The 10,970-nt window shown below is 48.4% G+C and carries 3 protein-coding genes and 1 pseudogene; 1 reads left to right on the top strand and 3 read right to left on the bottom strand.

Translation table 11 applies throughout. The annotated features are described in order from the left end of the window. Positions 1–43: 43 nt before the first annotated feature. Positions 44–1,531 carry an MFS transporter gene (locus tag CYPRO_RS07670; protein WP_114984056.1) on the top strand — a complete coding sequence of 496 codons (1,488 nt, stop codon included), beginning with the start codon at positions 44–46 and terminating at the stop codon, positions 1,529–1,531. Positions 1,532–2,292: 761 nt separating this feature from the next. Here the strand turns inward: CYPRO_RS07670 and CYPRO_RS07665 are convergent. The 3 genes and pseudogenes from CYPRO_RS07665 to CYPRO_RS07650 all read right to left on the bottom strand — a co-directional run bounded on the left by CYPRO_RS07665 (position 2,293) and on the right by CYPRO_RS07650 (position 10,919). Next, the gene (locus tag CYPRO_RS07665; protein ID WP_164682635.1) at positions 2,293–5,817 is read right to left on the bottom strand and encodes an Ig-like domain-containing protein; all 3,525 of its coding nucleotides are present in this window, start codon (positions 5,815–5,817) and stop codon (positions 2,293–2,295) included. A 69-nt stretch (positions 5,818–5,886) separates the two neighbouring features. Then, positions 5,887–8,076, bottom strand: a pseudogene (locus CYPRO_RS16985) (S8 family serine peptidase). A gap of 776 nt (positions 8,077–8,852) precedes the next feature. Further along, positions 8,853–10,919, bottom strand: a complete 2,067-nt coding sequence (locus CYPRO_RS07650) for a hypothetical protein (RefSeq protein WP_114984053.1) — start codon at positions 10,917–10,919, stop codon at positions 8,853–8,855. Positions 10,920–10,970: the final 51 nt, after the last annotated feature.

Below are 10,970 nucleotides of genomic sequence, written 5' to 3'. Positions count from 1 at the left end.
TTTTCTTCACCCCGCAGGATTAGCGCGTACAGGAACATCCTTCATGCTCGACATTCAAAAACGACTTTCTAATTCTTTCTTTGCCCTCCTGGCCCTTCCGGCTACTGCAATGGGGCTTGGACTCTCGATTCAGATCGCCGCCTTAAGCTGGCTTCTGACGTATCAGTATAATCTCTCGATCAGCGACATCGGGCTCGTATGGGCTACGGGACCTATCGCGGGGATTATCGGACAGGTCGTTATCGGGATTATCAGCGATAATGTTTGGGTCATGAATGGCAGGCGGCGGGTATTTATCCTTGTTGGAGGAGTGCTGGCTTCTTTAATGCTCCTTGCGCTGCCCAATATCGGCATTATTCAGGCCTCGCTGGGGATTGAGGCCATATTGGGTATTGCCATCGTAATTTCAATGGTACTTGACCTCTCCATTAATGTCTCCTTCAACCCTACCCGCTCCATTATTGCCGACGTGACCCCTGAAGGCCGGGAACGCACCAAAGGCTATACGTGGATGCAGTTTGTTTCAGGCTCATTTGGTGTACTGTCCTACTTTGTTGGGGCTACGATGGGGAATATTTTTCTGATTTATTCCGGTGCCGTTGTTGTACTTCTCTTCTCCATCATCCCGCCTTTCTTTATTAAAGAGCCGCGCTATCTCGGGCGTTACGGGGAAGATGAAGATGAGATCACCAAATCTATGGCTGATCAGGATCCGACTCCCAAACAGTATGCATCTCCTGCCGAAATTTTCTTCAATATCCGTCCGCTCTGGGGGTTTCTGCTATATGGTATTTATGCGATTGTGAAGCGCCTTTCCGGTTTCGAATTCCCGGGCTATTACTTTGAAGTCTTCGCGCTTGTTATCACTGTTTATCTGGTTCTTGAAGCGCTCATCAAAAAAGAAGAGGGGAAATCACCTGAAGAGGCAAGCAAAATTGGCTTTCAGAAAATACTCGCTGCCCACTCATTTTCATGGATTGGCGTGCAAAGCATGTTCATCTATTTCTTTGCTTTTGTGGATTTTCAGATCCCCGATCTCACGAGCGATGAAATCGGCTCTGTGGTAAACTGGAGCTTTTTTACACTTAACCTTGTGGCTGCAGTTATCCCGGTATTTATTCTTGAACCTATCGCCAACAGAATTGGCCGGGTAAAAACGCATACCGGCGCCCTTTTTATCATGGCAGGCGGCTACACCGGCATTGCCTTTCTGGGGGTCACCCCCTGGACCATCTACCTGCTCATGCTGGTTGTTGGTATCGGATGGGCTTCCATTATCAGTCTTTCTTTTGCCATCATGAGTCAGAAAGTTGCGCAAAATCAGATGGGGCTTTATATGGGACTTTTCAACCTCTCGGTAGTTTTACCACAGCTTGTTTCAAGCTTTGCGATCGGGGAAATCGTTGAAGCCGTCGAAGCCAAGAACATCCTGCTCATCATCTGTGCCGTTACCGTTGCTGCTTCTGCCATTTCATGGACCTTTGTGAAAGAGCCCGAAGACCGCATGACCGACAACCCCGCCCTGAAATAAAATTTTAGCCCAACACATTGATTTTAGTGAAATATTGATTGATAGGTTGATTGATAGGTTGATTGATTGATAAGTTAGATGTAGGATCATCTTTAACTGTATACTTTTGTTAGATGATATACATAGTAACAAAGGCAGCCCCATGAACCGGGCTGCCTTTTTTTATGCGCATGATTTAGCCCGCACTACTCACAATGAAAAGGGTTTTGATTACCTAACCCGCATTATTCACAATTAAACAGAAAACATTTGCTAAATGTTAGTTTAAAATGGGCTTATTGAAAAACACCGGTAGCCTAAATTTGAGTGTGGTGTAAAGACCGCGCACCGAGCGAAGCGATTCCCACGCAGCGAAATTTCCCCGCTGGCTACGTTGAAGCTGAAAACTCATGCTCATTAGGTACCCCTCCGCTGAGTTTTCATCTTCGCCTTGCCAGCAAGAAAATTTCTTGGTGAATAATGCTGGTTAGTAACCCCATAAAAAAACCGCCGCAACTACAATAAGCTGCGGCGGTTTTAACTGAAATGCCGGTTATCCTAAGTATATCAGGCCGGCAGAGACAGTGCTAAACTGTCTTCACTTTACTTCAGCTTTGGGCTGGAGGTGGTGGTAATGTCACAGGATTTCCCAGCGGTCCCGGAGGGGGTGACATCAGCACTGCTGAGGTAACATTGTCAAAAGATGTGACCCGTACTTCGGGCTTTTCATATGATTTCTTTTCCATAATTATCCGAAAAATTAAGGTTGAATTGGGGTCATTTTATTTGATAAGCGTCATTTTGCGGCTTTCACTGAAGCTGCCAGCTGTCAGCCGGTAAATGTAAACACCGCTTGAGAGTCGCTGCGCATCAAACGATACGGTATGTACACCCGCGTTTTGTGCACCATTCACCAGAACAGCAACCCGCTGACCCTGAATATTGAAAACTTCAAGCCTTACATCTGTACTTTCCTGCAGGCTGTATGAAATCATAGTCGTAGGATTAAACGGATTGGGGTAGTTCTGCTTCAGAGAAAAACTATGTGGCGTTTCCTGAACGGGCTCTATAGAGGTTGGTACACCGTTGCTGATAATAAGCTCGAAACGATCTTCCATTTCAAGATTAACCAGTTCCGAATGCTGTGCAATACTGACAGCATCCATGCCAGCGGCGGTAACGACACGCTGCAGGTTACTCTGGCTTGGCGTATTTACAAAAGTGTAAGGATGGCCTTCAGCAAGTTCATGAATCATGCCTGTTTGGCGATCAAAAAGGCTGACATAATAGTCGCTTGCCCAGCCATCAAACCCATCGAGATGCAGGCTGAAGTTGCCACCATGCGTTGAAGCAAAGGCAATCGGAAGCGATACGTGCTCTCCAAAGCCCAGGTTAAGGTTCTGCTGAACAAACAACTGATCATCTATACCTCTCAAACCCATGGTGATAGCTGGTACCGTAAGTGCCTGCGGACGTGCAACAGCTGTCTGACCTTCGGCTTCATCACCCACCAGGGTAATCACTGCCAAATCTGACAATGAACCGTTTGTAACAGAAAGCGCAAGGTAAGGTACCTGCTCCGATTCCGGCATTTCGTTGCCCCGGGCACTTGCAGCATGCGATTCACGGAACGTGATCCTACCGCTTGTGCGACTCGCAAACACACGTGCCTGAAAGCCTTCAAAGCCGCGTATAATACCATCGTGAGCAATTTCTGCTGCAAGTCCTGACATTTGGAATCCAAAACTTGGACGGAATGCACCTGAATTCAGGTTTGCTTCAGGGTCCTGAACAAAAATGGTTGAGAATACGCGGGAAAGGCCGCCGTCAGCTACAACCGTGTTCCAGTTTATATCAAAAGGATACGGGTTTGCAACCATGTTCCAACCTGGCTCAGGTTCATCACCTTCAATGCGCCCGTCACTTTCTGTACGTGTCAGAACAACGGGTACTACGCGATTATTACGACGTCCTTCAACCGTGAGGGTTTTGGGCCATTGCACCGGACCACCGATTTCATCCCGGTCGAACATATAAACCAGAAAGCTACGTCCGGCATTGTTGAAGTTTTCATTATCCGAACCAGAGGCTACAACATTGGTAGCATTGCTCGGCGGCAACCATTCACGGTTGGGTTCACTATAGAACAATACGTTGGGCTCAGCGAATTCATTGGAAGATGCCGACCCCGGATACCCTTGTGTCCAGATACTTGACAACATTTCTTCGTAAATGGTTCCACGAACCGGCGAGGCAACAAGGCGCCAGCCTTCACTGCCATCAAACTGCTGACTCCAGGTACCGAAGAAGTTATACACGGTAAGCGCTGCTTCGATTACAAGGGAAGGGTCATTGAAAGCATTGTTTTCAATGATCAGACCACCTGAATACTCACCGGGAGTGAGGCCAACGGCATCAAAGGTTACGATCACCTCTGCTGTTTCACCCGGTGCAACCGTACCGCTGCTGATATCTGTGGTAAGCCATGACGCAGCTGTTAAATCCTGCATGTCGTCGTTGAGCATCGTACGCCCTTCCAAACCAGGCTGAGAAGTCATAGAGGTAAAGGGCGAAATGGTGAATTCAAGGTCTTTCGTGCCCGTATTTGAGATGGTCAGGGTTTGCTGTCCTGTTTCTGCAAAATCAGGATACAGCTCAAGTTCTTGAGACAACTCAGTTAAATCAACGCCAATCTGAGGGGCATCAATAACATTCACCATTACATCCATAAGGCCGAGCGGAGTCGCCGGAGAATTGGTCGTAACACGGATTTCTCCGGGATATGAACCCTCAGCAACTTCTTCGGTATTGGTTGTAACATTAACCGTTACTGACTCTTGTGGGGCGAGTGTACCAGACCGAACATCAAAACTGAAAAGTCCGTCTTCCGTGAGACCAATGACATTTACGATATGTGCAACCTCGGGAAACCCTAAGGACTCAATTGTTGTAGGCGTATCAATACCACAGTCGGGTGCCTGAATATATGAGGGCGCAGTTTGACCGGCTTCGTTTGAACCCGGGAACATATCGCTTACAGGTGATTCGGGCACTTCAATTTCAGCCACGATGGTAGAACCGGCAGGGACCGTAGCAGAAACCGGTATCGTAATGACCGAAGCGTCACTTGAACTATCTATCGGGAAAGCGGATTCGCCTATCAGGGTCATGTTATCGTAGGATAAATCACCATCGAGAAGGTATACCCTTGCAAAACTATTGAGAGGGCTTCCTGTCGCTAACAGCAAACCGAACTGCAGCGCCGTCACTTCTATTCCACCCTCAATATCGAAGTCCGTGAGCGTATAAGTTCTTAAGAAGCGATTTAGCGCAGTTGTGGTGTCTGCACCACAGCGAATCCCTGAGGATGTCGGATCCTGAGAATTGGAGTGGGTCAGAATAACTTCATTGCTAAGTAAACCGCGGGTGAAGAAGGTCTGTCCGTTATTGAATTTTTCATCTGTTGCAACTATCTCGGATTTCGAAGACTGCATGAACCCGAAATCACCAGGAACCATTGCATAATCATCTTCTTGCGTACGGTGATTGAGTTCAATGGAAGTTACTTCATTTTTTGGGGTGAGATAGCGCTCCTGATCTTCCAGCGCATCCCCTCCAACAGAAAATTCCAATTCAGATTCACCATCGTTTGAGATCAGAAAACTGAATGAGCTATTGTTTCCTGTTAGAACATCTACTTCAATCGATGTTGGGTTAAGCGTGAGAAAACCAGGATTTACAGCATTTCCGCTCAGGCCAAGAGTATGAGCACCGTCATTGGTATTAAAGGTTAATACCGCCGATTTACTGCCGCTGCTTGCAGGCGCAAACTGAACTGAAATCGTACGACGCTCACCACTTTCGAGGCTAAACGGCTCATCGCTAACAATAAACTCGCCACTATCGGTAGTCATGCTGCTTACTTCAAGCGGAATCGACCCCATATTCCTAATACTGAAGTTGCGGGTTACTGTATTTCCGACAAAAATCTCAGGGAAGGAAACCATTTCTGTATTTACGGTAAATGCAGCCGCATCCTGGACTTCCAGGTTTACTTCCAGCTCAGCAGAAGGCGTTGCCGGATCGTTGGAAAGAATGGCAAGCGTATTGGTGTATTCGCTACCCGGATACCGGCGGGCATCAAGCGTTAGCGTAATGGTTTTGGAATCGCCGGGTTCAACCTGACCTGAAGCTTCATCCACAGCAAATATATTGTTGGCTGCACGGTTTAGCGTGATAGAGCCGTTCCAGGTTTGGGTGCGTGGTAAAACCCCAAAAGTTCCCGGATCGGCATGTACAAGCGACACATTCAAACCGGCCAGGTTCAGCGGGGTGGGAATTGTTACCGGCGATGTAACGGAGTTTCCGCTGCCGGGTCAACTGATTCGGCTGGGGCCAATATTTACCTCCCCGCCTACCTGAAGAACAACCGTACCTGCATTAACAGCTGCACCACTGTGAAAAACAAGGGCAAGTGCACGGGCCGGGGCTGCAAAGAAGCCCGTACTTTGTCGGCTGAAATTAGGCGTTACACTTAACAGCTCGCCAATTAAATCCTGATCAACAGGCGTTGCTGCAAGCGAAACCAAAGAGAGACCTGAAAAGCTGACCGTATAGTCGAGGCTTTGAAGGTTTTCATCCTGTAGTACAAAATCTTCAAAATCTGACAGTGTTGCGCGTTGCATTGGGGCAGCATCATCAATATGCAGATTACCGCTGAAGTAGGCATCCAGAATTGTTTTTGCCGTGTATGCTGCTTCATCACCCTGCACACTTTGTATCATATCCAGGTAGTTGCTAAGCAGAACAGTTCTGATCTCAGAGAATTGATCAGCGGATGGGTCAAAAATCCTGGAAGAGGTAAAACCCGGTATGGTGTAAAGCAGTGTTCCGTCTCCGCTGTTTGAGATATCAAAAGTAGCATCAATGAAGCGTCCGCTCAGACCTGATGCGCTCACGACCGTTGGATTCAGTCCAATCTGCGGGGCACCTATTCCTTCTCCAATAAGCGCAATCGTGATGATACCATTTTCGGCATCATCGCTTTCAACCGTGATCTCACCATTGAACGAACCAATCTCTTGCGGGGCAAAAGTGACAGTTACGGTAATTGACTGACCAAAATTGAGCGTTACCGGTCCGCTAAAATCTACGGTGAAAGTGCCGTGATCGGATGTTACAGCGTTTACGGTTACGGGATCCGCATTGGAATTTGTCAGTCTAAAGCTTCTCTCAGCAGTGAAGCCCTGTACAACAAGATTAAAATCCAGCTCGGTTTCATTGGCAGAAAAACTACCACCACCGAAGGAGGCAAGTGCTGCACCGGCATTCACCCTTGTACCGAGCTGACCAGCAAAGTTTGGATTCAAATCATCAATGTTGTCACCGGTGAAAACCATTCTATCGTAAATTTCCTGAACGGTAAGGCCCGGCTGATAAGAAGCAATCAGCGCCGCAACACCCGCAGCGTGCGGGGATGCCATAGAAGTGCCACTGAACGAAGAGTATCCGCCACCAGTAACTGTACTGAGTACGGCAGAACCCGGTGCAGAAACATCGATCCATGGACCGTAGCAGCTAAAGCCTGATTTGCGATCATTGAGGTCTGTTGAAGCAACAGCGATTACTTCAGGATTTGAAAGAATAGGCTGTGTTGGTGTGGCACATGTGCTGTTACCAGCTGCAAAAAAGACAACACCACCCTGAACGGCTCCAACAGGGTTGCCGTCAGCATCGAAACCGGCATTCTCAATGAAGTACAGAATGGCGTCTCGAAGTGCTTATGATGCACCGCCGCCTCCCCAGCTGTTATTTGAGATTACGGCACCATTATCGGCACCATAAACGAAGCTTTGGGGGAAACCACCGTTTGTATTGGCAAATGTACGGGCTGTCATAATCTGAACCCCAGGACCGGCTTCGTTACCACCGGCTACCCCGGCCACACCAATACCATTGCCGCTTCGCGCGGCGATAGTACCTGACACGTGTGTTCCGTGATCGTTGGTATCCTGAATGTTGCTGTTATTATTGGCAAAGTTCCAGCCGTGAATATCACCATCAAATCCGTTCTCAGGCCCCGGAACGGGGTTTTGCCACAGACTTTCGATCAAATCCGGATGTTGTAGGTCAATCCCTGAGTCCACGACCTTTACAATTACATCCTGACTACCTGTGCTGAAATTCCATGCGGGGAACAAATTGATATCGGCACCCGGTGTTCCACCCGTCTGCCCGGTGTTGTTGTAATGCCACTGCTGTGGAAGCAAGGGATCGTTGAAATTAAGAATTTCATCTAAGGACAATGCTTCACCCATGTGGTAGCGCTGGTAAACGCGTTCGGCAACTTCAATTTCCGGAAGCTCACTATACATCTGAGCAACTGTCAACTCGTCTGCTTCGGATTCAAAATAGATTTTGAACCAACGGTCAAGACCATGGCGGCGATGACGTTCCGCAAATCGGGGATCAGTTACGAAAACCTGCTCCATTGACAAGACATTAAATTGCTCGCTAAGCATGTCAACGGACGAAATGCCACTCAGTCTTGGATTTTCCTCAACCATAGATCTGTTTAGCAGGTCGGCCGCATCAGGAGCAAACTTTATTTTTAATAGCCTTCATGCCATTCAATCTGATCCTGAGCTAAAACGGAAGCCGGAAAAACCAGCAGCAATGCCGCAAGGCTAAATATCAGCTTCCTGCATGTAGTAATTGATATTTGACGCATAGATAGATTATGAATTGATTAATTGATTGATAGTGTTCGTTTTGCTCAATTTGTAATCGCAATTACAGCCCATCACATAAATAAATGTATTTGAACAGACAACTCTGTTAAACCCTTCGAGTTTGCTCAGGTATACACAAATAACCCCTATCTGTGTTACAGAGCGCCTAAAATCACACAAATACCCTGCTTTTTGGGCTGAAGATCAGAGTTATGCTACAGATAACCCCGTTATCCTTCTTACTTGCTAAAGCTTTTTTTCAAAAAAGGATATCACACATATCACCATTAGACAACTGTAAGGTATGACTTCTGTATTAAACCAGAGTTTGCAGTTCAATTAACACTTTAGACAAGACATTACCCGGTTGCTAATGGATAGGTCCAATATGGAAAACGAAAACGTAAATAACTACACTCAATCAACCAGGCATGTTATTAATATTAAACATTTCTTAACAGCGTAAATTTACACGCATAAACAACCCTTAAGAACTTGGCTAAATGGTACAACTTTGATTTTATTTGGTTTACTAATGTCAGGCGCAGGCTTTCCGGCTTTTCTGACATTGAATTAACCAAATGCAATTGTTAGGGTGATGAGATTTCATTTCAAAAATAAAACCGCACGATCATTTCAAGGTTGGGATAGTTTACCCGTCTTGCACGTCGTTCAGCTCTCAGGAAAGCTTCGCGTTGTGCTTCGGGATACTCGGTGTATAAGCGGGTTCTCACCGACTGCATCTGATACCAGCCGTTCACATACAGCTCGTTGCGTGCGTATAGCGGCAACCGCATGCTTACGAGAGGGCCCCATTGCACGGTCGTTTGCCGGCCGGGCGCTGTTCGGGTAGCTGCAGGTGCTGCATCTCCGTCTGAATCAGATGGCTCCGCCGTAACTGTTGCCCGGGGCAGGAAGTCGTACTTCACAAAGTAGCGCAGTCCGACAGAAGTCTGAAGGCTGCCTGCCTGATGGTTTAGGGTTGCGCGGCCATCCCATGTGATGAGGGTGTCGGTAGGAATTTCACGAAACTCCTGCCAGAGTAAGCGTCCGATCCGCAGTTCCGAGCGGCTCGCGGCGAGAGAAACCGACCATTCGGAATCCAGCCGGATATCGGCTTCAGACTGCATTCGCAGCTCGCGGGAAGCCTGATCGTTATTGGTACTGCCGGGCTGCTGAAAGTCATCGACCGTGTAGTTGGCGCGCACCAAAAACTGATGTCTTGTTCGCAGCCAGGGCAAGGGATTCCACATGATTGCCGGAGCCAGGCGCACAGACCGTCGCCAGTTGTTTTCAATACTGCGCTCGGCAAATAAATAGACCGTATGTGTGGCTTCGCCGGCTAAGGATACGCTCAGCTGGAACTGATCGGAAAACTGATGACGATTTGAGAGCGAAAGCTGCCAGAACAGTTCATCCCGGTCATCCCGGTTTATTTCCGGGGTGTCGTAGTTGAAAATGCTGATTCGGCCCGTCAGGCGCGTTGTGTTCTGCAAACCTGCCGGAACTGTGGCGTCGGCAAAAAGTTCAAAACGCTGCTGCTCAAAGTTGGAATTGGCCAAAATATCCGTTCGCTGCAGCGCCGTCTCCTGACTTGCCAGGGTTTCTCTCCTGCTCAGCAAGCGTGCCTGCCGGCTTCCGATACTGTATAAAAACCCGGCACGCAAATCCGCACCGTCCTGCTCATAGCGGCCTTCGAACCGCAGCGCATACTGCTGTCTGCTGATTTGTGTGTCGAACAGATCTTCTTCAATATCATCAACAAGCGCCTGGTTGCGCACAGTTCTTACGTTCACAAGTGTGCTCAAATCCACCCGTGCCTGAATGTGACGGGCGATCGGGAAATAGGCCGTAGCTGCGATATCCGTGGTGTCATTACGCACAGATTCAATGAAATCAGTCTGCTCGCGGTTAAAAAAACTACTGGCCTGATAGCTGTCCCGGATCTTGCGGGCAAGTCCCAACTCTGCTTCAAGCCGGAAGTCATCGAGGTCAAGCAACGCATTCGAACCCACGCGCCAGTTTTGAAACGTTCGGGGGCTGATGTCGCCGTAATCTGCATGGGCGCGCGCCTGCAGTAGAAAATCCCCGGCTTCGAAAGCTGCGGTTGTGGCACGCATGCCAAGTAAGACACCTTCATCACGGATACCGCTGCGCTCATCCTGCATAAAGCCTGCAAGCCCGGAAATCTGATAGCCGTCAACCGGCTGCCAGGATACGCCTGCCATCCCCCAGTCCTGACGCAGATTGGTGCTCGTAATACGCACGGAGCGGGATTCGACCAATAGCGAGGCCTGATCATGTACCTGAAAGGCCCCTGCAAGCCGGGCTATGTTTTCGTCCTGTATGTTCTGAGGTTCTCCACGAAGCAAGTAAAAGCGGGAATTGAATACATTGCCGATTTCGACCGAGAAATCTTCCCCGGACCTGTTGAATGCACCGCTGTACGTCCAGAAAAACGAGTCGAGCTGTCGCCGGAACCGGGCTTCGCCTTCAAGCCCGTGAAGAAGCCCTGTGCCTGCTCCAAATCCCGGGGATTCTGATTGCCCTGCTGCGGACTGCGGCAGGACGCCCGCAATCATCCCGCAAAAAACAACTGCAAACCACACAGACCGTGCACGTGAAATGCCGGATCGTATACCATTGCTGATTTTAAAGGGGAGGTTGAATGCGCGCATGCAAGTTTGATTTATAACTAATTAAGGTAAGCCAAAGCACGACAGATGACA

This window comes from Cyclonatronum proteinivorum, from assembly GCF_003353065.1.
In the GTDB taxonomy this organism is placed as follows: Bacteria; Bacteroidota; Rhodothermia; order Balneolales; family Cyclonatronaceae; genus Cyclonatronum; species Cyclonatronum proteinivorum.
This window is presented reverse-complemented; position numbering and strand designations above follow the sequence as displayed.